This window comes from Microbacterium sp. 77mftsu3.1, assembly GCF_900100525.1.
In the GTDB taxonomy this organism is placed as follows: domain Bacteria; phylum Actinomycetota; class Actinomycetes; order Actinomycetales; family Microbacteriaceae; genus Microbacterium; species Microbacterium aquilitoris.
This window is the reverse complement of sequence record NZ_FNCR01000003.1, coordinates 355,111-379,190: the sequence shown is the minus strand read 5'-3', so window position 1 is coordinate 379,190 and position 24,080 is coordinate 355,111. Positions and strand designations below refer to the sequence as shown.

The window sequence follows — 24,080 nt, the reverse complement described above, 5'->3', positions numbered from 1 at the left end:
CGTCAGGCGAGCGCGTCGACGATCGGGCGGAACTTCACCCGGGTCTCGAGCATCTCCGTCTCGGGGTCGCTGCCGGCGACGATTCCCGCACCGGCGTGCGCGATGAGCGGGATGTCCGCCCCGGCATCCGTGTGCACGTCGAACTGCGCGCAGCGCAGGGCGATCGCCCACTCTCCGTCACCCGCGGCGTCGATCCAGCCGACCGGGCCGGCGTAGCGGCCTCGGTCGAACGGCTCGACCCGGCGGATGACCTCGAGCGCAGCCTGTGTCGGCGTGCCGGCGACGGCCGCCGTCGGGTGCAGGACCTCGACGAGGTCGAGGGACGACGCGTGGCCTGACAGGGTGCCCTCGACGTCCGTCGCCAGGTGCCAGACGTTCGGCAGTTTCAGCATGAACGGCTCGGGCTCGGCGACCAGGGCCGACGTGTGCGCACGCAGCGAGGTGAGAACGCTCTGCACGGCGTACCGGTGCTCGTCGAGGTCCTTCGGGCTCGTCGCCAGGGCGAGGGATGCCGCGGTGTCGGCATCCGCGTCGGCTCCGCGCGCGGCGGTCCCGGCCAGCACGCGGGCAGTGACCGTGCCGTCCGAGACGGTCACGAGGGTCTCGGGGCTCGCCCCGATCGCGCCGTCGACGGCGAACGTCCAGGTGTCGGGGTACGCCGTCGCCAGCGCACGGACGAGCCGGCGCAGATCGGAACCCGCCGGCACGGTGCCCACCAGGTCGCGGGCGAGGACGACCTTGGCGACCTCGCCGGAGGCGATCGCCTCGAGCCCGGCGCGCACTTCGCCCTGGTAGCCGTCGGGCGTGCAGGCGCCGGGGCCAACGGTCGCCGACCAGTGCGGTCCGAAACCGATCGCCTGCGGCTCGTCGCGCTCCGGCTCGCCCTCGACGAAGACATGGGTGACCCAGCTCGTGTCGCCGCGGCGACCGATGATCATGCGCGGCACGGCCAGCGCGGCGCTCGCCGAGCTGTTCGCGGGGTCGAACGGCAGCGTGCCGAAGGCGACGAGGCCGGACCCCGGCATCCCCACCTTGTCGTCGATCTCCGCGACGGCAGCGACGTCGCGCCACCACTGCGCAGCAGGCGTGCCCGCGGGGAGCTCGGCGGCACGACCGACACCGACGAGCAGATCACCGCGACGCGACCACACGGTCGGGTCGTCGGGAGAGGCGTAGACGAGCGGCTCGTCGACCGGTTCGATCCGGCGGGTCACGGCATGCAGCCGCGGGATGCCGAGTGCAGACGTGGTCACCCCGCCAGCCTAATCCGGCGGTGGTGCGGCGGGCCGCGCCTCTCAGCCCCGCCGCACAGCCTCACCGCACCCTGCCCGGATTAGGCTCGACACGTGACCGACCAGCCCTCCCGCACCCCGTCCACCCGCGCGGACCTCGGCAAGGACCCCGCGCGCGTCAGCGGCATGTTCGACGAGGTCGCGGCGGCCTACGACCGCACCAACACGGTGCTGAGCCTCGGCAACGACAAGCTGTGGCGCATCGCGACCACCCGAGCCGTCGCCCCGCGTCGCGGTCAGCGCATCCTGGACCTCGCCGCCGGCACCGGGGCGAGCTCTGTCTCGCTCGCCCGCTCGGGTGCCGAGGTCGTCGCCGGCGACTTCTCGGCCGGGATGATCGCCGAAGGGAAGCGGCGGCACGGCGGCATCCCGAACCTGTCGTTCGTCGAGGCCGACGCGACGGCCCTGCCCTTCGCCGACGAGGAGTTCGACACCGTCACGATCTCGTTCGGCCTGCGCAACGTCAACGATCCCGAGAAGGCGCTCCGTGAGATGCTCCGCGTCTCGAAGCCCGGGGGAACGCTCGTCATCTGCGAGTTCTCGCACCCGCCGGCGGCGCTCATGCGTGGGCTGTACCGCTTCTACAACGACCGCGTCCTGCCCATCGTCGCCCGCGCGTTCAGCTCGAACGCCGCCGCCTACGACTACCTCAACGAGTCCATCCGCGACTGGCCCGACCAGCGCACCCTCGCCGGTCGCATGCGCGAGGCCGGCTGGGATCAGGTGGCCTGGCGCGACCTCAGCTTCGGGATCGTGGCCCTCCACCGCGCACGCAAGCCCGTCACCCCGGACCAGGCGTAGGGCGCGACGGGTACGCTGGAGCCATGACCCCCCGCCCCGGTACTCCGGGCTCGCAGATCGCGAGCCGACTCGGCGTCACCGAACGCATTTTCGTGGGACCGCGGATGCGGAAGCTCCTCACCACGGTCGAAGAAGGGCTCGACCTCGTCGAAGCCCGCCTCGCCGGTGAGTTGAAGGTCGGCGACTCGCTCGCCGACGTCACGTCCCGCTACCTCTACGAGGCCGGTGGGAAGCGGATGCGGCCCATGCTGGCGATCCTGACCGCGCAGCTCGGCTCGGGGGTGACCGACGACGTCCTCGCGGGTGCGACGGCGCTGGAGATGACCCACCTCGGCTCGCTGTACCACGACGACGTCATGGACGAAGCCGACCGTCGACGTGGCGTTCCCAGCGCCCACGCCGTGTGGGGCAACAACGTCGCGATCCTCACCGGCGACCTGCTCTTCTCCCGTGCGAGCCAGCTCATGGCGCAGGTGGGGGAGCGGGCGATTCGCCTGCAGGCCGACACCTTCGAACGTCTCGTACTCGGGCAGATGCACGAGACGGTGGGCGCCCAGCCCGGCGACGACCCGGTCGAGTTCTATCTGCAGGTCCTGAGCGACAAGACCGGTTCGCTCATCGCCGCCGCCGCCGAGACGGGCGTCGTCTTCTCCGACGCGTCCGACGAGTACGCGGCTCCCGTCCGCGAGTTCGGTGAGCGCGTGGGCGTCGCCTTCCAGTTGCTCGACGACGTCATCGACCTGTCGGCCGACCCCGCCGAGACCGGCAAGGTGCCCGGCACCGACCTGCGTGCCGGCGTCCCGACCATGCCGTACCTGCTTCTCGGCCGCGCGACCGACCCGGCCTCGCAGGCCCTCAAGGTCACGATCGACGAGGGTGTCGCGCGCATCTCCGACGGCGCCGACCCCGCGATCCTCGACGAACCGCTCGCGCAGCTGCGCGTCCACCCCGCGACAGAGGCGACCCGCCTGCTCGCGCACGAGTGGTCCGACCGCGCCGTCGCGGCTCTCGCGCCGCTCCCCGACGGGCAGGTGCGGGATGCGTTGACCCGCTTCGCCCAGGTCGTCGTCGACCGCTCCAGCTGAAACCCGGCGGAATCGCCGCTTCTTCGTCACGCCCGTTCGCGGGCTCTCGGAAAGGACACCCATGACCAAGCTCCGGCTGGCCATCGTCGGCGCAGGACCCGCCGGCATCTACGCGGCGGACATCCTCCTCAAGGCAGAGCGCAAGTTCGACGTCTCGATCGACCTGTTCGACCACCTGCCCGCCCCGTACGGGCTCGTCCGCTACGGCGTCGCCCCCGACCACCCGCGCATCAAGGGCATCATCAACGCCCTCCGCGACGTGCTCGACCGCGGTGACATCCGCATCTTCGGCAACGTCCGCTTCGGCACCGACATCACCCTCGCCGACCTCAAGAAGCACTACAACGCGGTCATCTTCGCGACCGGCGCCATCAAGGATGCCGACCTCGACATCCCCGGCATCGACGCCGAAGGGTCGTACGGCGCCGCGGACTTCGTCAGCTGGTACGACGGGCACCCGGACTTCCCGCGGGAGTGGCCGCTCGATGCGGCATCCGTCGCCGTTCTCGGCAACGGCAACGTCGCGCTCGACGTCGCGCGCGTCCTCGCCAAGCACGCGGACGATCTGCTGTCGACCGAGATCCCCGCGAACGTCTACGAAGGGCTCAAGGCCTCTCCCGTCACGGACGTCCACGTCTTCGGTCGCCGCGGTCCCGCGCAGGTGAAGTTCACGCCGCTCGAGCTCCGCGAGCTCGGCGAGCTGAACGACGTCGACATGGTCGTCTACGACGAGGACTTCGACTACGACGAGGCTTCCAAAGCGGCGATCGCGTCGAACAAGCAGGTCATGGTCATCGACCGCGTGCTGCAGTCGTGGCGCAAGCGGCCCAGTGTCAACAACGCCGGCGGCGAGGCCAGTCGTCGTCTTCACCTCCACTTCTGGGCGCGTCCCGTCGAGATCAAGAAGGATGCCGACGGTCGCGTCAGCGCGATCGTCACCGAGCGCACGCGGCCCAACAACTCCGGCGGCGTCGAGGGCACGGGCGAGATGCGCGAGATCGCCATCGGCCAGGTCTACCGCGCGGTCGGTTACTTCGGTTCGCCGCTGCCCGACGTCCCGTTCGACAAGCGCCACGGCGTCATCCCGAACCACGAGGGTCAGGTCGTCGAGAAGGGCTCGAACGAGCGCGTCCCCGGCGTCTACGCGACGGGCTGGATCAAGCGGGGCCCGGTCGGACTCATCGGCCACACCAAGTCCGACGCCATGGAGACCATCCGTCACCTCATCAACGACCAGGCGTCCTGGTGGACTCCCGAGGACCCGTCCGACGAGGCGATCATCTCGCTGCTCGCCGAGCGCCAGGTCGCCTGGACCGACCTGGACGGCTGGCACCGACTCGACGAGCACGAGGTCGCCCTCGGCGCCCCGCACGAGCGCGAGCGCATCAAGGTCGTCGACCGCGACGAGATGGTGCGGGTCTCGCGCGGGGAGTGATCACGCGATGACCGGCGGCTGGGAGCAGGACGTCCTGGGGCGTCCGTTCGAGCGGCTCACGCTGCCCCTGGGCAGCGACCAGGAAGGCGAGGTCGTCGCGACGCTCGTCCGGCTCGATCCGCCGAGACTCGCGAGCCTCACGGGACCGTTGCGCGACGTCGACGTTCTGTACCTGCACGGCTGGTCGGACTACTTCTTCCAGGTGGAGCTCGCCCGGTTCTGGGCGTCGCTCGGCGCGCGGTTCCACGCCCTCGACCTCCGCAAGTACGGTCGAAGCCTCCGGCCGGGGCAGACGCCCGGCTTCGTCACCTCGCTCGACGTGTACGACGCCGACATCGCCGCGGCTCTCGAGGCCATGGGGCATCCGCTCGTGGGGCCGCCCTCACGTCGCCGACTCGTGATGATGGGTCACTCCACGGGTGGTCTCACCGCGACGCTGTGGGCGTCGCGGCATCCCGGCCGGCTCTCGGCGCTCGTCCTGAACAGCCCATGGCTCGAGCTGCAATTGGGGACCCTCGGTCGGCAGGCGCTGTCGCCGCTGGTGCAGATGCGTGCCCGAGTCGATCCGATGGGGGCGCACCCGGTCGTCGACCTCGGGTTCTACACGCGCGCGCAGACCGAGGTCGGTGCTCTCCCGGTGCGCGGCTACCGCCGGGAGTGGCGACCCGAGCGCGGGTTCCCTACGCATCCCGCCTGGTTGGCGGCGGTGGTCGAGGCGCACCGGCGGGTCGCCTCGGGCATCGACGTGGCCTGCCCGACGATCGTGCTGCTGTCGACGAAGTCCACGAATCCCTTCGCCTGGAACGCGGAGATGACCGGGAGTGATTCGGTCCTGGTCGTCGACGACATCGCGCGCGCCGCGACCCGCATCGGCCGCGACGTCACGCTCGCGCGGATCGACGGCGGCATCCACGACCTCTTCCTGTCCCGTCCCACCCCGCGCGAACAGGCCTACCGGACGCTTGAGCGATGGCTCGCCCAGGGTGCCCTCGGGCGACCACGCGGATCGCGGCGAGGGCGGTCCGCGCACTGACGGCGGACGCGGTCAGGCCGGCCGCAACAGGGCGCCGAGGGTTCGGAGCGTAGGCTCCAGCCCGACGCCGGGGTCGAGCAGCCACTGGATCTGCAGACCATCGGATGCCGCGATGAGAAGGGCTGCGAGGTGCTCGGCGGGGACGTCGTCCCGCACGAGACCTTCGCGCTGCTGGACCCGGAGGCTCTCGGTGATGGATCCGCGGAGTCCCTCGAAACGGGTCGTGAAGAAGTCCCGCCCGACGCCCTCCTCGTCCTCGAGGGACGCGGCGAGCAACGTGGAGTAGAGGGTCACGAGGCCCGGGATGTCGACGTTGCGCCGCGCGGCGTGGATCATCGTGTCGATGCCGGGTCGGAGCTCGGGCGGATTCTCGTGGTTCTGCTCGGCGTGCGCGTAGACGGCGACGAGCAGCTGCTCGCGCGAGTCGAAGTAGTGCAGGAGAGCGGCGTGGGACACTCCGATGGCCTCGGCGATCCTGCGGAGCGACGTGCCGCTGGCACCCCGCTCGCGGAACACCTCGATGGCGCGGTCGAGGATCTCCTGGCGCCTCGCGACGCCCTTGGGCATCGATCCGCGGCGACCGATGACGTCGTCCTGACCCTGCTGCATGGGGCCAGCGTAGGCCCGCAGAATCAAAACCTCCACATGGAGGTTAATTCTGTTATCGTCGGGGTCACGCCGCCTCGCGGCATCCGACAACGACGTTACGAAGGAAGGCCCATGGCTCTGCCACTCGCCTCAGTCCAGCTCTACACGCTCGCGAAAGAGTTCAGCGAGGACATGTCCGGATCGCTCGACAAGCTGGCTGCTCTCGGCCTGCGCAACGTCGAAGCGTTCGACTTCGTCCGCCGTCCCGATGAGATCCGCGCGGCGCTCGACGCCAGCGGCCTCGCCTCGCCGACCGGCCACGCGCCCCTGCTGTCGGACGAGCTGTGGACGCCGGACGGCTCGATCCCCACCCCCGCGCCCGAGGTCGTCTTCGAGGCCGCCGCGAAGATCGGGATGACCACGGTCATCGACCCCTTCGTCCCCGCCGAGCGCTGGTTCACCGAGGAGGGCGTCGCCGACATCGCCGAGCGCCTCAACCGGCTCGCCGAGACGGCCGCCGGTTTCGGCATGACCGTCGGCTACCACAACCACGCGCAGGAGTTCGTGAAGTCCTTCGACGGACAGACCGCCTACGAGCGCTTCCTCGAGCTCACCGACGACCGCGTCGAGATCGAGCTCGACCTGTTCTGGGCGCTCACCGGCGGCCAGGACGTGCCGGCTCTCGTCGAGAAGCTCGGCGACCGGCTCATCGCCGTGCACGTGAAGGACGGCATCGCCCCGGCATCCAACCCGTGGGCTCCCGGCTCCGACGAGTTCGGCTCCGACTCGCTCGAGCAGTTGCGCGCCGGCACCGGAGACGTCCCGCTCGCGGCATCGCTGCGCGCCGGCACGAACATCCGGTACGCCGTCATCGAGTACGACAAGGCCCCCGGCGACGTGTTCGAGGACATCGCGGCGTCCTACGCCTTCCTGAAGGACGGCGGGTTCATCGCATGACCGGTCCCGTCGGAGTCGGCATCGTCGGTGCCGGTGTCATCAGCCAGACCTACCTCGAGAACCTGACGTCGTTCCCCGACGTGAAGGTCGCCGCCATCGGCGACATCATCCCCGAGCGCGCCCAGGCCAAGGCCGAGGAGCACGGCGTCCCCTCGTGGGGCACCCTCGAGGACGTCCTCGGAAACCCCGAGGTCGAGCTCGTCGTCAACCTCACGATCCCCGAGTCGCACATCGCGGTCTCGTCGCAGGCGGTCGCGGCCGGCAAGCACGTGTGGACCGAGAAGCCGCTGGGCCTGGACCGCGAGGGTGCTCGCCAGTTGTTGAAGGATGCCGACGCTGCCGGCGTCCGCGTCGGCTCGGCGCCCGACACGATCCTCGGCCCGGGCTTCCAGTCCGCGAAGCGTGCGATCGCTGAGGGCGTCATCGGTACGCCCCTGTTCGTGCAGACGGCCTTCCAGACGCAGGGGCCCGACCTGTGGCATCCCGAACCGGCGTTCCTGTTCGCGAAGGGTGCGGGACCGCTCCTCGACATGGGACCGTACTACTTCTCGGCGCTCGTCAGCCTGCTCGGCCCGATCGCCGGTGTCGCGGCGCGCGGTTCGCGCTTCCGCACGGAGCGTCACATCCACACCGGCCCCCGCGCCGGTGAGACATTCCCCGTCGAGGTGCCGTCCTCGGTGCAGGTCCTGTCGACGTTCGAGGGCGGCCAGCACGGCACGCACCTGCTGAGCTTCGACTCGGCGCTTGAGCGTCACGGCGTCGTGGAGATCCACGGCACCGAGGGCTCGATCGTGCTGCCCGACCCCAACCGCTTCGACGGTCCGACCCGTTACGTGAAGCCGCTCGGCGTCTTCCGCGACGGGATGAAGACCGAGCAGGAGTGGATCGACGTCGAGCAGGAGGGAACGGTCGTCGGACGCGGCCTCGGCGTGCTCGACATGGTCCGCGCGATCGCGGAGAACCGCACGCACGTCGCGACCGGCGAGCTCGGCTTCCACGTGCTCGACGTGCTGCTGTCGGCGCAGGACTCGGCCGAGACCGGCCAGTACCTCGAGATCGACAGCACCGTCGCGCCGGTGCCTGCGGTCCCGGTCGATTTCGACCCCTTCGCCCGCACGCTCTGATCAGCTGACAGCACGACGGCCCGGATCCCTCGGCGGGGTCCGGGCCGTCGTCCGTTCGTCAGCGCGGTTGGTGTGCGCGCACCCGGAACCAGAGGCTCAGCTCGCGTGCGGCGCGGAGCGTGGCCGACGGGTCGCCGTGCGCTTCGAGGTCGTCGAACGTATCCCGGAAACCTTCGGGTGCGTCGCCGTGGGAGGTCGTGATCGCCTCATAGCCCATCGTCCACTCCGCGAAGTGGCGCTCGTCGATGAACTCGTCGATCAGTACCCGCAGACGGTCGTGGCGCGGGTCGCGTTCGATCTTCCCCATCGTTTCGCGGACGGCCTGCTCGGGGCCCTCGAGGATCTGGATGAAGCGGCCGTTGCGATACAGCAGCATCCCGGTCACGTCGCGTTCCGCATTGGACGCGCGACACTGCTCCAGCAACTCGCGGAGCGCGTCATCGTCCATCGGCTCGGTCGCCGTGCTCGAGTACACGACGGAGAAGACCGTCTCGTCGGTCGCTGTCATCGGTTCTCCCGGATCGTGAGGATGCCGGGGGTCTCCGGAGTCTGGGGGGCCGCCGACAACACGCGCATCGCACTGACGAGGTCCGCGAACGTCCCGACGGCGGCGGAGCGCATGTCGAAGGCAGTGTATCGGCCGTCCCGGCGCCGCTCGATGTAGCCGAGGAAGTTGCCGTTACGGCTGCCGACATGGAAGCCGTCCTCGACGCGCGACCACACGGTCCCGGGGGCGTGACGTTGACTCTGGGGCACGAGGGATCCTCACTTACGGTGGCGCTTCCGCCACGCTAAGTGAATGGCCGTTTCTGCGGCGGGGCTTGACACTCGGGCGGGTGACTGTTGCAGGCTGGCGCTGTCTGGTAGGCATGGGGTCGGCATCGGGGCGTGCCGACCTCATCGAGCCGGGCGGAGCTGAGCGTGGAAGAGCGCAATCGTGTGGAGATGATCGCTTCGTTGAATCAAGAGGAGCTGTGGTACATGACGGGTGAGGTCGAGCTCACCGTCGGTGAATGCGAAGCGATCCTCGACCGAGGCGACGTGAGTGTGCGGGTGGCTCTTGCGTCGAACCCTGACGTTCCTCAGTCGGTCCTGGCGGTTCTCGCGAACCTGCCCGACCCCGTCGGGCGGGTAGCCAGGGAGAACACGAATGCGCCACCGGAGGCCAAAGAATTGTCGCCTATCGGTTCACAGGCCAGCTACGGGATCACCCTCTACTTGGAGCAGCGGGGTGCCAACCGTCGTCAAGCGCAGTTCGTCGCCGACGAGTACGAACGAGGACCCCACCCCGGCGGGCGCCTGCTGAGGGATGTCTGGGCAGAGGCATCCGACCTCTGATCAGCGGTAGTTGATGAACTGCAGGTCGACGTCGAGGTCGGCAGCCTTCAGCATCCGCTGCACCTCCTGCAGATCGTCGCGCGACTTCGACTGCACGCGCAGCTCGTCGCCCTGGATCTGCGCCTTGACCGACTTGGGTCCCTCGTCGCGGATCAGCTTCGTGATCTTCTTCGCGTCCTCGGAGGAGATGCCCTCCTTGAGCGTGGACACGAGACGGAACTCCTTGCCCGAGGGCTGCGGGTCCTCGGACTCGAGGCTCTTCAGCGAGATGCCGCGCTTGATGAGCTTGGACTGGAAGACGTCGAGCACGGCCTTGGCCCGCTCGTCGCTGTTCGCCTTGATGAGGATCGACTCACCGCTCCACTCGATCGAGGCGCCGGTGCCCTTGAAGTCGTAGCGCTGCTCGACCTCTTTGCGCGCCTGGTTGAGGGCGTTGTCCGCCTCCTGACGATCTACCTTGCTTACCACGTCGAATGAGCTGTCGGCCATGGCTTCGAGAGTAGCGGCGGCACGGCTGAGGGGCGACATCGCTGCATGAGCGCCGCGCTAACTTCCACGCAGCTGAGGAGCACGGATGCGGAGCATGACGGCATCGCGATACTGTGCAGCCAGCAGGTGGCCATGACCCGGAGTTTACCTTTGCCTAAAGTTGAGCGTACGATCGTAGCTGAGGGGAGCTACAGCGTCGTCGAAGGTGCGGTGGACGCTGATGGCGTCCACCCCGTGGTGGAACTGCTCCACCTCCTAGGCCAGAACATGTGGCCTAATCCAAATGTGGAGGAGCTGCCGGATGAATATCAGACCAATCAACGTTCGCGCCTGATAGCGCTGCTCGAACTTCTTGCGGAGGGGGAGGATCTTCCTCCCCGGTCGGTGAATTACCTGACGGATGGCATCTGGGAGCTAGTGGTGAACGACCTGAGGGTGACGTTCTACGGGACCGAAGGGGACGGCCTCCTTGACCTCAAGGAACCGCCGCCTCGAGGATTCTGGACCAATGCATCCTTCGAAGGCGACTACGCGTCACGCATTCGAGTAGGCCACTTTTTCGCGAAGACCGGCCAGAAGACGCTCGAGAGCGAGATACAAACTGCAATCCGAATCCGAGACGAGGACTTAGCTCATGACCGCGATTGATCGGAAACGCACCGTCCTTGATGTGGAAAATGCAACCCCCGCGAGCGCGCAAGAACTTTCCGCTGCAAGGGCGGAGATACGAGCCGAGATCCTCCTTGGAGAAGCCTTTCGCGTGAGCGGGAAGAGTCAGCGTCAGCTAGCTGACGACCTTGGAGTAACGGAAGGACGGGTCTCGCAGATTCTCTCCGGCGGAGCCTCTCTGAAAGTCTCTACACTCGCTCGCTATCTTCGAGCGCTCGGGTTCCAGCTCGAAGTAGCGGCGGAACCTCTTGAGAAGGGGCTCGATCGACTACCACGACCCAAGCGCGCCCGAGGGCGAGTCGGCAGTTCGCTGATTCTTCACTCGCGCCGCGCAGAAGGCACGAATGGTCCCTCTCAACAGATCATGTTCGCGCTCGAGCGAGCAGATGGCTCCGAAGGCTGGAAGCCTGTAGGTGAGGTCCGTGAGCTTCGCGGCCACCTGACCTCGCTCTCGAGCAACGGCTCGTCTAGCTCGGGGTCTTCTGAGTTGCGGCTCACGACTTCGGAGGAGCGATGATCCGCCTGGCAGTCTCCGTTCTCGCAGATGCGGTGAATGTTCGCGAGAACATGCTGAGCATCCTGTCTGCAGGCGTTTCCACCATTCGTGTCGAAGCCTTGCCAGCTTCGGTGAGCCTTGTTGCCGCGCTTATGCTCGAAGTGACCGGTGATGATCTCTCCACCTCCGAGACGAGGTCAATCCACTTCGCTATTGGGCACCCTGAATCTGACGCCATGCTCGTGGAAGGCGAAGGTCGCGTTGGGTGGGACGCGAGCAACTCGTCAAGCGTTTATATTCCGATGCCCATCGAGTTACCGGTCGTCAACTTCGAGTCCGCTGGCCTACACATGGTTGTGATCGCGATTGAGGGGATCGATCCCATCGAGATCCCACTAACCATCGCCCTCGACGCTTCGGCGTGACGCGCGGCTGTTTGCCCAATCTTGGGGGCAAGGTGAACCGACCGGGGTCGTCTGCATCTGCGGAGCCGTCCGGTGTGTGGATGACTTGCGCGCAACGAACGGTGTATTGAATTTCGCTGGCGCGCTCGCTCTAGCGCCAAGCAGCCGGGTGAGGTGGTTTCGCACGACTCCCATCGGCGGATTTCAGCTCAACCAACCGATTTCTGGTCGTGAATCTCGCGGGTACAACGGGGACTCGCCGACAAGAGGGATCCCGTTCGCCCGCGCCGAGGGAGAGCCCCGTCACCTTTACGGACCGCGCTTTGGGGAAAGGTGGCGGGTGCGGCGTGTGGCACGCTGTATGGCCCACGGGGCTCGTAGGGCATACGGTCGTGGCGCAGTGGCGCGTCCGGCCGACAGTTAAAGAAGCTCTTTGTCGAACGAAGAGTCTGAAGCCATGCGTTCGAGGGTACCGCTGTGCCGAGCGGATGCCGCGGGTCGCGACATCCACATCGTTGCGCGCCCGTGATCCGCGACCGTTAGCGTCGAGGCATGGATCGTCGGGGGAAGATCATGCTCGGAATCGCCGTGGGGGCGGTCGTGGGGTTGCTGGCGCTTGCGGCGCCGGCGGTCATCGGCATGATCCCGACGGATGAGGTGTTGGCGGAGGCGCCGTCGCCGTCGGCCAGTCCCGCGCGCATCGCGCCGCCGACCCCGACTCCGACCCCGACGCCGGAACCCACGGAGCCCGCACCCGTCGAGACGACGCCCGCACCGCCCGAGAGCAAGTGCCTGGGGGTCGCACCCGGCAAGGATCGCGGGTCGATCTCTCCCGGGGCGACCGGCGTCGTCGAGCGATCCAACGGGAAGGGTCTCGCGACGGTCTACCGCGTGGTGTCGAACGATTCGTACTGGGCGATCGTCGAGCGCTTCTGCCTCGACAGCGGCGACTTCGACGCCGCCAACGCGTTCGACGGTGCGGGCGACATCTACGAGGGCGACTACCTCGCGATCCTCCCCGAGGGGACGGTGACGGCGGCGGCGCTCAACGAGGCGAAGAAGGGCGGCTATCGCACCCACCAGGACTGCGACGGCATCGCACGCATCGAGGTGTCCGAGCCCACCTCGTCGGGGCGGATCTCCGTGAGTATGTCCGGCGCCCTCACCGACACCGGCACCGGCGAGTACGCGGAGGGTCCCGTCGAGAAGGTGGACGGGAAGCCCACGTTCTACACCGTGCAGCCCGGCGACACCTATCGCGGTATCGGCGACCGCTTCTGCGTCGACGCGATCACGGTGCAGCGCTTCAATGAAGCAGGCGGTCCCGAGCACATTCTGCAGCCGGGCGACCGGGTGCAGCTCCGGCCGACGAGCCGCTCCATCGAGGCCAAGGGCTGAGCCCCGCGCGCCGCCCGGCGCGGGCGCGTTCCACCCGTAGCCTGACGGGGTGAGCACGCCCGCACCTCCTCAGCTCGCGCAACGCGCGTGGGGAATCGCCGCTGTCGCCATGGTCGTCCTGTCGGTCCTGCCGACCCTCCTCGTGCTCGTCCTGGTCGCGACGGTCGACGAGCAGTACGGGTGGCTCCTCATCCTCACCTTTGCGCTGCTCGTCGCGGGCGGGTCGGCGGCGATGCTCGCCGGCATCGTCGGTCTGGTGTTCGCCGGCATCCGTCGACGTGGGTTCGTCTGGCCCGCGGCCGGAACAGTCCTCGGGATCGCACTCGTCGGCGCGGCCTCGATCATCCTGGCCGTCGGGAGCTGACGGCGGAGCCGCGGCATCCGTCGCTTCGTAGACTGGAGTGATGCGGCCGCTGACAGAGGACCAGTTGCGCGACGTGCTCGTCAATGCGACGAGAGACGAGCGGGAACGTCTCGAACTGCCCCACGACTTTCCGATCCTCGAGTGGGATCACCTCGATTTCCTCGCCTGGCGAGACCCCACGACGCGCAGCCGGGGTTACGTCGTCGCCGAGATCGGCGGCGAGCCCACCGGCATCGTCCTGCGCGCCGCGAACGGCGCCGCCCGCGCCCGGTCGGCGATGTGCAACATCTGCCACACGATGCAGCCGGGCAACCAGGTGACGATGTTCACCGCGCGACGGGCGGGGGATGCCGGTGACCGCGGCGACAGCGTCGGTACCTACGTGTGCGCCGATCTGACCTGCCACGACAACGTGCGGATCGCCGGTCCGCTCGCGCCGAGCGAGATCCGCGCGAGCGTCGATCGGCGGATCGACGGCACCCGGCACCGACTCGAATCCTTCGTGGAGCGCGTCGCCTCCGCCGCCTGAGGCCTCGGTTTTCGACATGCCCTCGGGGAGGGTAGTATCGGTGATCGCGCCTCCGGTCGACTGAGAAAGCCGGGCGGGTGCGCACCTGGCGAGTTACCCAAGCGGCCAAAGGGATCTGACTGTAAATCAGACTGCATTGCATTCGGGGGTTCGAATCCCTCACTCGCCACCAGACGAAAGAGCTGCGGACATCTCCGCGGCTCTTTCTTGTTTCTCCCCGCGTGCGCAACCCCTGTGGACATCTCCGTCGCCCACGGGGCGGTCTGACAGGATGGGGGATCGAGGGCGGGGGAGGCCTCCGCCGAAGGGATGCCGAGGATGAGCGAACCGAGCACTGCGCCGAATTCGAGCAAGATCTTCCGAGCCGCGATCTGGGTCGCGATCGGCGCCTTGATCGCCGCGGCGATCGTCTGCGTCGTCTGGGTCCTGGTAGGCGACTCCAACGGGATGGTGGCCCGGGCGTTCCTGACGATCCTCCTGCTCGCCGCCTTCGCTGGAGTGTCGATCCTCGAGGCATCCCTTGCTGAGCGCCGCCCGGCCTGGTTCGCACTGGCGAGCATCGTGTCGTGGGTCGTCGCGCTGATCGCGGGGGCGTTCATGATCTGGATGCCGGAGGCTCCCGGCGACTACGGCGTCGGCGCCGAGCGGTTCTTCAAGTTCATCCTGATCGTGCTGATCCTGCAGGCGGCCCTGCTCCACATCCGGCTCTACAGCAAGTCGTTCGCGCGACACCAGACGACCTTCACGAGCATCGTCGCCTACGTCACCATGGGCCTCGTCGTCATCCTGGCCGTCATGCTGATCATCCCGCTGCTCTTCGCGGAGTTCACCGACTTCCGCGACATCTACTGGAAGGTCGTCGTCTCGGTGACGATCCTCGCCGCCGTCGGCACGGCACTCGTCCCGCTCGTGAACGCGCTGTTCGCCCCCAAGCGCGATCGCTCCCCGATCTCCGGCTACGGTTCCCAGGGTTACGCCGCGCAGCCGTACGGCTCCGTCGCGCAGCTCGACCCCGCGCTGACCGCCCCGGCGGCTCCTGTCCAGGCCTGGCCGACGTACGCGGACGGCCGCACCCCGCTCCCGGTCATGCCCGACGGGTCGCCCGACTGGAACGCCTACTACACCGGCCAGCCGAGCTACCCGCAGCAGCCGTACGGCGCGACGGCTCCCCAGGCACCCCCGGCTCCCGAGTCCGTTCCCGCGGATGCGCCGGCGGTTCCCCCGGCACCGTCGGTTCCGGGCGACGCGTCCCAGCCCGATCAGCCTGCACCGCCGGTCCCGCCTGCGCCGGGCGCGCCGGACGTGCCGCCGCCGCCGCGCTACTGAGGCCGCGGGTCGGCTAGACCGGCAGCATCTCGAGAGCGGCCATCGCCGCGTTGTGTCCGCCGATCCCGCTGACCGCTCCACCACGGCGGGCACTCGATCCGCAGAGCAACACACCCTCGACACCGCTCGAGACTCCCCACCGTTCGGCGGGGGTCTCGAGCGGTTCGTCGTCTCGAGCCCACGGCCACGACAGCTCGCCGTGGAAGATGTCACCTCCGACCATGCCGAGGTCCCGCTCGAGGTCCGCCGTCGTGCGCACCTCGACGCAAGGGCTCCCGTCCGGTGCCCGGTAAAGCAGGTCGGCGATCGGCTCGGCCAGCACCGAGTCCAGCGACCGCTCGGCCGCCGTCCACAGGGCGTGACGGTCCGCGGCACCTCTGGCGACCAGTCGATGGGGGACCTGCAGCCCGAACAGGGTGAGTGTTTGCGCCCCCGACGCGCGCAGCTCGGGTCCCAGGATCGACGGGTCGGTGAGGGAGTGGCAGTAGATCTCCGCCGGCAGCGGATCCGGGATCGCTCCGTCCGCCGCACGGTCGTGGGCGGCATCCACCTGCGACAGGGTCTCATTGATGTGGAACGTGCCGGCGAACGCGGCGCGAGCGTCGACCGAGGTGTCCCGCAGTCGGGGCAGGCGGGACAACAGCATGTTGACCTTGATCTGCGCCCCCTCGGGACGGGCGGCGCCGGTGCCGATGCCGCCGCTGGCGCGCAGGAGGCCGTCGAGCACCGCCGCGCCCACGCCGCTCAGAATGAGCCGCGCCCCGAGCCGTTCGCCGTCGGCGAGTTCCACGTCACCGTCGGGGGAGACCGCGACGACCTCGGCGCCGGTTCGGATCTCGGCGCCCGCCGACCGGGCCGCGCGCTCGAGCTCGGCGCTGACGGCACCCATGCCGCCGACCGGGACGTCCCAGTCCCCGGTTCCGCCACCGATGACGTGATAGAGGAAGCAGCGGTTCTGACGGAGCGACTCGTCGTCTGAGTGGGCGAAGGTTCCGATCAGGCCGTCCGTGAACGCGATGCCGCGGGCGACGTCGGTCGCCAGTGCCCCTCGGATGAACTCGCCGAGCGGACGGCCCGACACCGCCTCCCAGAGGGCGTCGTCGCCGACGGCGGCGCGGACGCCGGACTCTCTCCGCAGAGGCGCCGTGACGGTCGGGAAGAGCGCCCTGCCCAGCGGGGCCACCCTCTCGTACAGTGCCGAGAACCGTGCCGCCTCGCCGTCGTCGCCCGTCGCGTGCGCGAAGCTCGCCGCGGTGGCGGCGGCATCCGCGTTGTCGATGAGGATGCCGCGGTCCGGGGACTCCGGCATGGGCGTGTACGACGAGTAGCGTCGCCGCTCGAGTCGGATGTCGAGTCCGAGATCGTCGATCACGGTGCGGGGGAGCAGGCTGACGAGGTACGAGTAACGAGACAGGCGCGCGTCCACCCCCGGCCAGGGGCGCTCCGAGACGGCTGCGCCGCCGACGTGACCCTGACGTTCGAGCACCGTCACGGTGCGTCCCGCGCGGGCGAGATAGGCGGCGGCGACGAGGGCGTTGTGCCCTCCGCCCACGATGACGACGTCGCGGATGGCGCTCATGATGCTCAACCTAGCGGCGTACCGTGGAGGGATGGATGCCGCTGCGCTCGCCGACCTCGCCCTCGACATCGCCCGTGACGCCGGCGCCCTGGCGCTGCGCCGTCGCCAGGAGGGTGTCGCGATCGCCGCGACCAAGTCCGTGATCGCCGACATCGTCACCGAGGCGGACCGCGAGGTCGAAGCCCTCATCCGCGCGCGGCTCGCCGCCGAGCGCCCCGACGACGGCTTCCTCGGAGAGGAGTCCGGCGCCGAGCGGGGCACCTCCGACATCACGTGGGTCGTCGACCCGATCGACGGGACCGTTAACTACGCCTACGGGATGCCGCACTACGCCGTGAGCATCGCGGCGGTGTCCGGAGAGCCCACGCCCCCGACCTGGACGGCCCTCGCCGGTGTCGTCCACAACCCGGCTGTCGGCGAGACGTTCCACGCGGTGCGCGGTGGCGGAGCCTGGCGGGGCGAGGAGCGCCTCGCCGTGTCGAGCGTCGGCGAGGCGGGTGGGCTCGTGGCCACCGGCTTTGGGTACGACCCGAAGTACCACGAGGAGGACCTCGCCCGCGTCGCCGCGGTCATGCCGCTCTTGCGCGACCTGCGGCGCGCCGGAGCGGCGTCGCTCGACCTCGCCTACGTGGCCGCCGGGCGGCTGGACGGCTACTTCGAGCGCGGCCTCCACCCCTGGGATCACGCCGCCGGCGCACTGCTGGTGGCCGAGGCGGGCGGGCGGGTCGCGGGCGCTCCCGGTGGATTCCCCGGGCGCGACATGACCGTCGCGGCGGGCCCCGAGCTCTTCGCGCGACTGACGGCCACCATCGGGTTGTGAATGGACATCCCATTCCCAGGCCCGTTCGTGTAGCGTGTTTATCTGATCGTTACCTTCGCTGCCCGAGCGAGGGTGTCTGTCCTTGAAGCCCCGCGGCCCAGGCCGCTCTACCCGAGAGCCCGCACGTTTGACTTTCGAGACCTCCCCGACTGACGCGCCCGCTGCGCGTCGCGATCGGCGACCCGCCGCGTCCGGCTCCATGCCGTTGACCCGTGCGGAGTATCGCAAGCAGGCTGCGGCCCCGGTCAGCGACGCCGAGACGGCAGCCGTCCAGGCCGTCGCCGCTATGGGTGACGTCATCGCCCTGATCCAGGCCACCGACACCCCGGCGCTGCGTCGTCGCCGCACGCGTGCCGTTGCGGCGGACTCCTCGGCAGCAGACCTCGGGCCTGTGTCGCTGGCGGAATCCGTCGTGTCCGAGACCATCGTCGACGCCGTCATCGCCGACTCAGTCCCCGTGCCGTCTGCCGATGTCGCATCCGTCATCGCGGCGAGCCCGGTCGCGCAGACCCCGGTCGCCTCCGTCCCGCTGCGTCGTCGCGTTCGCGCTGCGCGCTCCGCGACTGCCGAGGCCACCGCGACCCCCGAGGCGACGCCGGTTCGCGAGTTCCTCGACGAGACGATCGTCCTCCCGTCCGCGGACTCGACGCACGCCTCCGGCCACGACGCGGCTCCCGGCATCGACGAATTCGAACTCGCGGCGAAGGTGTTCTCCTTCACCGGCGAGACGCCGATCCAGGTCGCCCGCGCAGCCGCTGACGCCGACGAGCAGACTCAGCGCAAGACCCGTGTCCGCATGGCCGACCAGCCCCCGCGCCCTCGGCGCGGCCGCGTCGTGTTCAAGCGGCTGGCCGCGGCATCCTTCTCGGTCAGCGTCGTCGGCGTCGTCGGCCTTCTCGCCATTGGAACGACCACCCCGGTTGCGGCCGTGGGTGCGTTCGGCCAGGAGGTCCGCGGCGACATGACGCTCGCCAGCGAGAAGACCACGACCGAGGCTCCCGAGATCCAGGCGTACGTCTCGGGTTCGACGGCCGCCGCCGGCGATCTCGCGCGTTCGGACGAGTACGACATCGAGTCCATGGCCGACGTGGCCGCCGAATCCGGCGTCACCAAGTTCGCGGGAACGTGGGTGAACGATGCGACCGCCGAGGTGCAGTGGCCGTTCCCGGTCGGTGTGCCGATCTCGGCGCAGTTCGGATCCACCTCGTACCTGTCGAAGTTCTCGCGGGTGCATCACGGCACCGACTTCACCCCCGGGCGCGGCGCCGAGATCCACGCGGTCGCAGCGGGTACCGTGCGCATCGCCACCGAAGCGGGCGGGGACTACGGCGTGACGGTCGTCCTCGACCACATCATCGACGGCCAGCTCGTGTCGACCCGCTACGGCCACATGGAGTACGGCTCCCTCCGCGTTTCGCCCGGCGAGACCGTCAAGGCCGGCCAGGTCCTCGGCAAGGTCGGCAGCACGGGCAAGTCCACCGGTCCTCACCTCCACCTCGAGGTGCTGCTCGGCGGAACCACCCGCATCGATCCGCTTCCGTGGCTGAAGGAGCACACGCGAGGCTGACCCGGTTACAGAGGGATGCCGCGACTCTGGTATCCTCTTCTAGTTGCCCGCTTGCGGGCAGCACGCCCCGATAGCTCAGTGGCAGAGCACTTCCATGGTAAGGAAGGGGTCGTCAGTTCAATCCTGACTCGGGGCTCGCAGCATCCTTCAGATGCGCCACGGCGGGGTAGCTCAGCTGGTCAGAGCGCACGACTCATAATCGTGAGGTCGCGGGTTCAAGCCCCGCTCCCGCTACGCAAAACCCCTGGGCTCCACCCCGGGGGTTTTGTCATGTCCGGGCGGGGGTCAGCTCGCCGTTCCCATCGCGTCCAGCAGCGCATCCTCCGGATCGACCGGTCGCGGTGGCCGCCGCTCACGGCGTGCACGTGACAGGAACGCCACTGCTCGCGCCGCTGCTACGCAGATGCCGCAGAGTACGGCGACACCCAGCATCCGCAGACTAAGGACGGGTTCGCCCTCCAGCGACGTCCACGGGAGCATGACCCAGACGACGGGGACGGAGGCCACAGCGCCCAACGCCCCGAACGCGACGATGTGCACCCACGTCGAGGTGACGGTCCGCAACGCTCGCGCCGTCAGCCACGCCAGCGGCGAGCCGAGGCAGCAGAGGATGAATACGGCGACGGTGCTGAAAGCGAGGAACCAGCCGAGATAGTCGAACCCGCCGCCCGGCGAGGACGCCTCCGCCACCCAGTACGCGCCGACCATGACCGATCCGAGCGCCCACGTCGTGAGCGTGTGCACCGTGATGTCGGCCGACGTGAACGGCACCTGCGCATCGGGAGCGGTATTCATGACCTGAATCTGACACAGATCTTCGGGGAGATGAAGACGCAGGTCGAACCGCGGCATCCTCACCTATCGGCGGATGCAAGGGATTCGACGCGACACGCCGCCTCACCGGGTCGGTGGGCGGCGTGTCGAGCACGATCTGTTGCATCGGTGAACGCGATGCGTCGTTCGAGATGTCAAACGTCGATGGGGGAGAGGTCGCCCTCGCCCTCCTCGCCGAGCTCGACGACCACCGGATCCTCGCCCTGCGATTCGGGCTGGATGTCGGTTGCGGCATATGTCTCTTCGGGCTCGTCCGCAGGGATGTCGAGGGGGCGTCCCTCGAACTCGGCGTCGGCGGCCTCGGTGTCTCCGACCGTGGTGTCCTCGGTGGGTGCGTCATTCGGGTCGAGGCGGATGCCGTCGTCGCCGGTCTGCTCGGGAGTGCTCATGGTTGTTCCTTCCTTCGAGAACCCCACCTTCACCCACTCCACCTTGCTCACGCAGAGGCTGTCGCGTCGCGCCGGGCTGGGCTACCCTGCCGCGGTGACCACGCGACTGCTGCTGATCTCCGACACCCACATCCCCGGCCGTGCGCGCACTCTGCCCGACGCGGTCAGGCGCGAAGCGGATGTCGCCGACCTCATCGTCCACGCGGGGGACTGGGTCGCGGCATCCGTCCTCGGCGACCTTCGTGACCACGGTGACGTGCTCGGCGTGTACGGCAACAACGACGGCGACGATCTGCGTGCCGTCCTCCCCGAGATCGCGCGTCGCGAGATCGAGGGCGTCCGCGTCGCCGTGGTGCACGAGACCGGGCAGAAGCAGCGCCGCGAGGAGCGGATGGATGCCGCCTTCCCCGATGCCGACCTGCTGGTCTTCGGCCACAGCCACATCCCGTGGGACACGACGTCGCCGAGCGGGATGCGGCTCCTGAACCCCGGTTCGCCGACCGATCGACGGCGTCAGCCCCATCACACGCTGATGGTGGTGGAGCTCGCGGACGGCGGCATCCGTTCCGTGGATCTTCGTCGCATCTGACGGGTTGCACCCCGCCGTCGGAGGAGTACTATCGCTGTCGGATTGCTAGAAAAGCGAGGTAAATCTCATGGCGAAGGACTCCCGCCGGTGGCTTGGACTGGTCTTCATCAGTGTCGCGGTGTCGCTGATCATCGTCGACTCGACGATCGTCAACGTCGCGGTGCCGTCGATCGTCGAGGAGCTGAAGATCAGCTCGACCGAGGTGCAGTGGGTCCAGGAGGTCTACATCCTCGTCTTCGCCTCGCTGCTGCTGCTGTTCGGTGCCTTCGCCGACCGCTTCGGCCGTCGTCGCGTCATGCTCATCGGCGTCTCGGTCTTCGCGGCGTCGTCGGTGCTGGCGAGCTTCGCGCCGACGGGTGAGCTGCTGATCCTCGCCCGCTTCGTGCAGGGCGTCGGCGGAGCGATGATCCTGCCGACCACCCTGTCGCTCATCAACTCCACGTTCCGCGGCCGTGAGCGCGGTATCGCGTTCGCCGTCTGGGGATCGACGATCGGCGGCATGGCCGCGGTCGGCCCGCTCCTCGGCGGCTGGCTGACCACGGCGTTCTCGTGGCGGTGGGCGTTCGGCATCAACATCCCGCTCGGCATCATCATCGTCATCGGTGTGCTGCTGACCGTCGCCGAGTCGCGGGAGAGCCGCAAGCGCTCGATCGACGGGGTAGGCGCTCTGCTGTCCGTCATCCTCTTCGGCTCGCTCGTGTTCGGCCTGATCGAGGGCAGGACGTTCGGCTGGTGGCTCGCCGAGGACGGTCTCACGATCGGCGGCTGGACCTGGCCGCTCTCCGTCTCGCCGATCCCCTTCGCCTTCGCCATCACTCTCGTCGCGCTGGTCCTGTTCGTCTGGTGGGGCCTCCGTCGCGGTCGCCGCGGCCAAGACCCGCTCATCGACTTCTCGCTGCTGAGCATCTCGTCGTTCCGGAACGGCAACATCGCGGCTCTCGTCGTCTCGCTCGGCGAGTTCGGGCTCATCCTCGCGCTGCCGCTGTGGCTGCAGTTCGTCCTCGGCTTCGACGCGCTCCAGGTCGGGCTCCTCCTCCTCGCCCTCGCCGGGGGATCGTTCGTCGCGAGCGGCGCCGCGGGCGCGTTCAGCGGCAAGGTCCCGGCGGTCGTCGTGGTGCGCGTCGGCATCCTCGCCGAGATCATCGGCATCGCCTGGGCGGGGTTCATCATCGGACCGGAGGCCGCCTGGGGCTGGCTCATCCCCGCTCTCGCCGTCTACGGGTTCGGCGTCGGACTCGCGACGGCCCAGCTGACCGGTGTCATCCTGCAGGACGTCCCCGTCGAGAAGTCGGGCCAGGGCTCGGGCATGCAGTCCACCGCCCGCCAGGTCGGGTCGGCGCTCGGCGTCGCGATCCTCGGGACGGTGCTGTTCACGACGACGGGCGGTGTGCTCGCGGCATCCCTCGACGATGCTGGTGTCCCGTCGACCGCCGCCGACAAAGTCGTGACGGCCGTCGTCGACTCGGCGGGAGCGGCGATCGCCGGTCTCGAGGCGGACCCGTCGCAGGCGCAGATCGCGGATGCCGCGCGCACCGCCTTCTCGGACGGCACGCGCGCCTCGGCTCTGACAGCCGCCGGCTTCCTCGTCATCGGGCTGGGCGCGACGGTCGCTCTCGGTTCCGGCCGCCGCCGCGACGTCGAGGCTCAGGAGGCGCGACCAGTGGAGCGCGTCCAGGGGTCGTAGTCGACCTCGAGTGGCTCCTGGGCCGGCCGCTCGGCCTCGGGGACCTGCTGCAGGTTGACGCGCACGCGGTACCAGAGCGAGCTCGACCCGCGCATGCCGTCGACCATCACATCGGCGGGGGAGAGGTGGGCAGCGACGTCCGGGTGGCGTTCGCGCCACCGGTCGAGTCCGCCGAGTGCCTCGTCTTTCGTCGCGGCGCGGGAGATCTCGACGAGCGGCATCGTCGACTGCCGCCGCCCAGAGCCGTCCCCACCTCGCGGGGCACGTTCGGCGGGACCGAGCTCCTCCGCGAGCGCCAGCAGCTGCCCGAGTGATCCGGGAGCGTCGTCGATGCCGGCGTGGGCGTCTCCTCGCTCCGCGAAGAGGCCGGGCACCGTGCGGACGGTGAACTCCTCCGGACGGATCGTCCGCAGTGTGTCCCATTCGACGGGCATCGAGACACGGGCGTCGGCGAGCGGCCGGACCGAGTACGCCGAGGCGACCGTCCGGTCCTTCGCATTCTGGTTGAAGTCGACGAAGACGCTTTCGCCGCGCTCCTCCTTCCACCAGTGCGCGGTCGCCAGCCCCGGCGCGCGGTTCTCGACCTCGCGCGCGAAAGCCTGTGCCGCCAGCCGCACCTGCGGATAGTCGTTCGTGCGGTCCGTGCGAACGAGAATGTGGATGCCGCGCGATCCCGACGTCTTCGGCCACCCCACGAGCCCGACATCGGTCAGCAGGTCGCGCGCCACGAACGCGACGTCGACGATCTGCGACCACTCCACGCCGGGCATCGGGTCGAGGTCGATGCGCAGCTCGTCGGGGTGGTCGAGGTCGTCGGCGCGGACGGGGTGGGGATTCAGGTCGAGGCACCCGAGTCCCACTGCCCAGACCAGGCCCGCAGCGTTCCGGATCACGGCTTCCTCGGCGCTCGACCCCGAGGAGTAGCGGAGGGTCGCGGACGAGACGAAGTCCGGCCGGTTCTCGGGGACCCGCTTCTGGAAGAAGGCCTCCTGGTCGCTCCCCTTCACAAAGCGCTTCAGCACCATCGGGCGATCTGCGACGCCGCGAAGTGCTCCCTTGGCGACCGAGAGGTAGTACTCCGCGAGCTCGCGTTTCGTGATCCCGGGCTCCGAGAACACGACCTTGTCGGGGCTCGAAAGCCTCACTTCGTGCCCGTCGACCTCGAGCGTGACCGCATCGTCCTTCTTCGCCATGCGCCCGGTCTACTCCGGCAGGGACCGGCCCGCCACGGGGTTGCGCCGGACGCGGCCGAACTACGATCGGAGGGTCCCGCCCGGCATTCTTCTCTGG

General features: G+C 69.0%; 27 protein-coding genes and 3 tRNA genes. 21 read left to right on the top strand and 9 right to left on the bottom strand.

The window, feature by feature from the left end:
• Window positions 1-2: 2 nt before the first annotated feature.
• Window positions 3-1,253: an isochorismate synthase gene (locus BLR68_RS10380; protein WP_018186889.1), complete on the bottom strand. Its 1,251-nt coding sequence runs from the start codon at window positions 1,251-1,253 to the stop codon at window positions 3-5.
• Between the two features lie 93 nt (window positions 1,254-1,346).
• Here BLR68_RS10380 and BLR68_RS10375 point away from each other — a divergent pair, with 93 nt between their 5' ends.
• The 4 genes from BLR68_RS10375 (at window position 1,347) to BLR68_RS10360 (ending at window position 5,646) form a co-directional block, all read left to right on the top strand.
• Window positions 1,347-2,093, top strand: a complete 747-nt coding sequence (locus BLR68_RS10375) for a demethylmenaquinone methyltransferase (protein ID WP_018186890.1) — start codon at window positions 1,347-1,349, stop codon at window positions 2,091-2,093.
• 23 nt (window positions 2,094-2,116) lie between these two features.
• Complete coding sequence (locus tag BLR68_RS10370) at window positions 2,117-3,178, top strand: polyprenyl synthetase family protein (RefSeq protein WP_018186891.1); 1,062 nt, start codon at window positions 2,117-2,119, stop codon at window positions 3,176-3,178.
• Between the two features lie 61 nt (window positions 3,179-3,239).
• The gene (locus BLR68_RS10365) at window positions 3,240-4,613 is read left to right on the top strand and encodes an FAD-dependent oxidoreductase (protein ID WP_018186892.1); all 1,374 of its coding nucleotides are present in this window, start codon (window positions 3,240-3,242) and stop codon (window positions 4,611-4,613) included.
• A 7-nt stretch (window positions 4,614-4,620) separates the two neighbouring features.
• Window positions 4,621-5,646 carry an alpha/beta hydrolase gene (locus BLR68_RS10360; protein ID WP_018186893.1) on the top strand — a complete coding sequence of 342 codons (1,026 nt, stop codon included), beginning with the start codon at window positions 4,621-4,623 and terminating at the stop codon, window positions 5,644-5,646.
• A 12-nt stretch (window positions 5,647-5,658) separates the two neighbouring features.
• Here BLR68_RS10360 and BLR68_RS10355 read toward each other — a convergent pair whose 3' ends face one another.
• Window positions 5,659-6,255: a TetR/AcrR family transcriptional regulator gene (locus BLR68_RS10355; RefSeq protein ID WP_018186894.1), complete on the bottom strand. Its 597-nt coding sequence runs from the start codon at window positions 6,253-6,255 to the stop codon at window positions 5,659-5,661.
• Between the two features lie 111 nt (window positions 6,256-6,366).
• Between BLR68_RS10355 and BLR68_RS10350 the strand changes: the two genes are divergently transcribed.
• Complete coding sequence (locus BLR68_RS10350; RefSeq protein ID WP_018186895.1) at window positions 6,367-7,191, top strand: sugar phosphate isomerase/epimerase family protein; 825 nt, start codon at window positions 6,367-6,369, stop codon at window positions 7,189-7,191.
• Window positions 7,188-8,315 (top strand): Gfo/Idh/MocA family protein, encoded by a 1,128-nt coding sequence (locus BLR68_RS10345; protein WP_018186896.1) that lies wholly within the window; start codon window positions 7,188-7,190, stop codon window positions 8,313-8,315. Before BLR68_RS10350 ends, BLR68_RS10345 begins: the two co-directional genes overlap by 4 nt.
• 58 nt (window positions 8,316-8,373) lie before the next feature.
• Here BLR68_RS10345 and BLR68_RS10340 read toward each other — a convergent pair whose 3' ends face one another.
• Together BLR68_RS10340 and BLR68_RS10335 are read right to left on the bottom strand one after the other, a co-directional pair.
• Window positions 8,374-8,823 carry a BLUF domain-containing protein gene (locus BLR68_RS10340; RefSeq protein ID WP_018186897.1) on the bottom strand — a complete coding sequence of 150 codons (450 nt, stop codon included), beginning with the start codon at window positions 8,821-8,823 and terminating at the stop codon, window positions 8,374-8,376.
• The gene (locus BLR68_RS10335) at window positions 8,820-9,071 is read right to left on the bottom strand and encodes a hypothetical protein (RefSeq protein ID WP_018186898.1); all 252 of its coding nucleotides are present in this window, start codon (window positions 9,069-9,071) and stop codon (window positions 8,820-8,822) included. Before BLR68_RS10335 ends, BLR68_RS10340 begins: the two co-directional genes overlap by 4 nt.
• Window positions 9,072-9,236: 165 nt before the next feature.
• Between BLR68_RS10335 and BLR68_RS10330 the strand changes: the two genes are divergently transcribed.
• Entirely contained in the window at window positions 9,237-9,653 is a 417-nt protein-coding gene (locus BLR68_RS10330; protein WP_176770682.1) for a hypothetical protein, read from the top strand.
• Here BLR68_RS10330 and BLR68_RS10325 read toward each other — a convergent pair whose 3' ends face one another.
• Window positions 9,654-10,142, bottom strand: coding sequence for a YajQ family cyclic di-GMP-binding protein (locus BLR68_RS10325; RefSeq protein WP_018186900.1), 489 nt, complete (start codon window positions 10,140-10,142; stop codon window positions 9,654-9,656).
• Window positions 10,143-10,187: 45 nt separating this feature from the next.
• Between BLR68_RS10325 and BLR68_RS10320 the strand changes: the two genes are divergently transcribed.
• The 8 genes from BLR68_RS10320 to BLR68_RS10285 all read left to right on the top strand — a co-directional run bounded on the left by BLR68_RS10320 (window position 10,188) and on the right by BLR68_RS10285 (window position 15,328).
• Window positions 10,188-10,790 carry a type II toxin-antitoxin system RelE/ParE family toxin gene (locus tag BLR68_RS10320; protein WP_018186901.1) on the top strand — a complete coding sequence of 201 codons (603 nt, stop codon included), beginning with the start codon at window positions 10,188-10,190 and terminating at the stop codon, window positions 10,788-10,790.
• Window positions 10,777-11,328, top strand: coding sequence for a helix-turn-helix domain-containing protein (locus tag BLR68_RS18285; RefSeq protein WP_081626448.1), 552 nt, complete (start codon window positions 10,777-10,779; stop codon window positions 11,326-11,328). Before BLR68_RS10320 ends, BLR68_RS18285 begins: the two co-directional genes overlap by 14 nt.
• Window positions 11,325-11,732 carry a DUF6941 family protein gene (locus BLR68_RS10310; protein ID WP_018186902.1) on the top strand — a complete coding sequence of 136 codons (408 nt, stop codon included), beginning with the start codon at window positions 11,325-11,327 and terminating at the stop codon, window positions 11,730-11,732. Before BLR68_RS18285 ends, BLR68_RS10310 begins: the two co-directional genes overlap by 4 nt.
• 531 nt (window positions 11,733-12,263) lie before the next feature.
• Entirely contained in the window at window positions 12,264-13,109 is an 846-nt protein-coding gene (locus tag BLR68_RS10305; RefSeq protein ID WP_051082787.1) for a LysM peptidoglycan-binding domain-containing protein, read from the top strand.
• A 49-nt stretch (window positions 13,110-13,158) separates the two neighbouring features.
• Window positions 13,159-13,473, top strand: coding sequence for a hypothetical protein (locus BLR68_RS10300; protein ID WP_040570560.1), 315 nt, complete (start codon window positions 13,159-13,161; stop codon window positions 13,471-13,473).
• Window positions 13,474-13,513: 40 nt separating this feature from the next.
• The gene (locus BLR68_RS10295) at window positions 13,514-14,002 is read left to right on the top strand and encodes an FBP domain-containing protein (RefSeq protein WP_018186904.1); all 489 of its coding nucleotides are present in this window, start codon (window positions 13,514-13,516) and stop codon (window positions 14,000-14,002) included.
• Window positions 14,003-14,089: 87 nt separating this feature from the next.
• Window positions 14,090-14,174, top strand: a tRNA-Tyr gene (locus tag BLR68_RS10290).
• A gap of 146 nt (window positions 14,175-14,320) precedes the next feature.
• On the top strand, window positions 14,321-15,328 hold the full coding sequence (locus BLR68_RS10285; protein ID WP_051082789.1) for a hypothetical protein: 1,008 nt from the start codon (window positions 14,321-14,323) through the stop codon (window positions 15,326-15,328).
• A 13-nt stretch (window positions 15,329-15,341) separates the two neighbouring features.
• Here the strand turns inward: BLR68_RS10285 and BLR68_RS10280 are convergent, their stop codons facing one another.
• Entirely contained in the window at window positions 15,342-16,907 is a 1,566-nt protein-coding gene (locus BLR68_RS10280) for a phytoene desaturase family protein (protein ID WP_018186905.1), read from the bottom strand.
• A gap of 31 nt (window positions 16,908-16,938) precedes the next feature.
• Here BLR68_RS10280 and BLR68_RS10275 point away from each other — a divergent pair, with 31 nt between their 5' ends.
• The 4 genes from BLR68_RS10275 (at window position 16,939) to BLR68_RS10260 (ending at window position 19,528) form a co-directional block, all read left to right on the top strand.
• Entirely contained in the window at window positions 16,939-17,727 is a 789-nt protein-coding gene (locus BLR68_RS10275; protein ID WP_018186906.1) for an inositol monophosphatase family protein, read from the top strand.
• A 199-nt stretch (window positions 17,728-17,926) separates the two neighbouring features.
• Window positions 17,927-19,294: a M23 family metallopeptidase gene (locus tag BLR68_RS18260; RefSeq protein WP_018186907.1), complete on the top strand. Its 1,368-nt coding sequence runs from the start codon at window positions 17,927-17,929 to the stop codon at window positions 19,292-19,294.
• Window positions 19,295-19,358: 64 nt separating this feature from the next.
• Window positions 19,359-19,430 (top strand) — tRNA-Thr (locus tag BLR68_RS10265).
• Between the two features lie 24 nt (window positions 19,431-19,454).
• Window positions 19,455-19,528: transfer RNA gene (locus BLR68_RS10260), tRNA-Met, on the top strand.
• 51 nt (window positions 19,529-19,579) lie between these two features.
• Here the strand turns inward: BLR68_RS10260 and BLR68_RS10255 are convergent.
• Both BLR68_RS10255 and BLR68_RS10250 read right to left on the bottom strand, forming a co-directional pair.
• Entirely contained in the window at window positions 19,580-20,089 is a 510-nt protein-coding gene (locus tag BLR68_RS10255) for a hypothetical protein (protein WP_256335371.1), read from the bottom strand.
• Window positions 20,090-20,262: 173 nt separating this feature from the next.
• A complete protein-coding gene (locus tag BLR68_RS10250; protein ID WP_018186909.1) occupies window positions 20,263-20,517 on the bottom strand; it encodes a hypothetical protein in 255 nt (84 codons plus the stop codon).
• A 94-nt stretch (window positions 20,518-20,611) separates the two neighbouring features.
• On the opposite strand from BLR68_RS10250, the gene BLR68_RS10245 reads away from it, so the two are divergent.
• Together BLR68_RS10245 and BLR68_RS10240 are read left to right on the top strand one after the other, a co-directional pair.
• Window positions 20,612-21,106 carry a metallophosphoesterase family protein gene (locus BLR68_RS10245; RefSeq protein ID WP_026302864.1) on the top strand — a complete coding sequence of 165 codons (495 nt, stop codon included), beginning with the start codon at window positions 20,612-20,614 and terminating at the stop codon, window positions 21,104-21,106.
• A gap of 67 nt (window positions 21,107-21,173) precedes the next feature.
• Window positions 21,174-22,790 carry a DHA2 family efflux MFS transporter permease subunit gene (locus tag BLR68_RS10240; RefSeq protein WP_018186911.1) on the top strand — a complete coding sequence of 539 codons (1,617 nt, stop codon included), beginning with the start codon at window positions 21,174-21,176 and terminating at the stop codon, window positions 22,788-22,790.
• Here the strand turns inward: BLR68_RS10240 and BLR68_RS10235 are convergent.
• On the bottom strand, window positions 22,751-23,983 hold the full coding sequence (locus tag BLR68_RS10235; protein ID WP_018186912.1) for a DNA polymerase domain-containing protein: 1,233 nt from the start codon (window positions 23,981-23,983) through the stop codon (window positions 22,751-22,753). The genes BLR68_RS10240 and BLR68_RS10235 overlap by 40 nt on opposite strands.
• Window positions 23,984-24,080 lie beyond the last annotated feature (97 nt).